The organism is Bradyrhizobium sp. CSS354, assembly GCF_029051725.1.
GTDB lineage: Bacteria > Pseudomonadota > Alphaproteobacteria > Rhizobiales > Xanthobacteraceae > Bradyrhizobium.
Genome location: NZ_JAACFU010000108.1, coordinates 1 through 414, shown reverse-complemented (window position 1 = coordinate 414; position 414 = coordinate 1). Strand labels below are relative to the sequence as shown.

Below are 414 nucleotides of genomic sequence, written 5' to 3'. Positions count from 1 at the left end.
CTGCACGAACAGGCCGAGGGCGAGCAGCCCATAGATGATGGAGGGCACGCCCGCGAGATTGGTCACATTGATTTCGATGAGATGGGTGATCCAGTTCCGCGGCGCATATTCCTCAAGATAGAGGCCTGCTGCGACGCCGAGCGGCACCGCCAGCGCCGTCGTCACCAGCATCACCAGCGTGGTGCCGACCCAGGCGGACAGAATGCCGGCCTCCGAAGCGCGTCGGGAGGGGAAGCTCGTCAGGAAATCAAGATCAATGCGGCCAAGCCCGTCCACCATGAAGTCCACGATGAGCGACAGCAGAACGATCATGGAAATGACGAGCACGCTGAGGCCCAGGATCGCGAAATTGCGGTCGGACCGATGCGCCCGAGCGACGATTTCCGCGTCGGAGAGGCGGCGGGAGGGTTGAGC

General features: G+C 63.0%; 1 pseudogene. It reads right to left on the bottom strand.

Annotated elements, in window-relative coordinates:
- A pseudogene (locus tag GWG67_RS38865) lies at positions 1 to 414 on the bottom strand (phosphate ABC transporter, permease protein PstA); the annotation flags it as partial.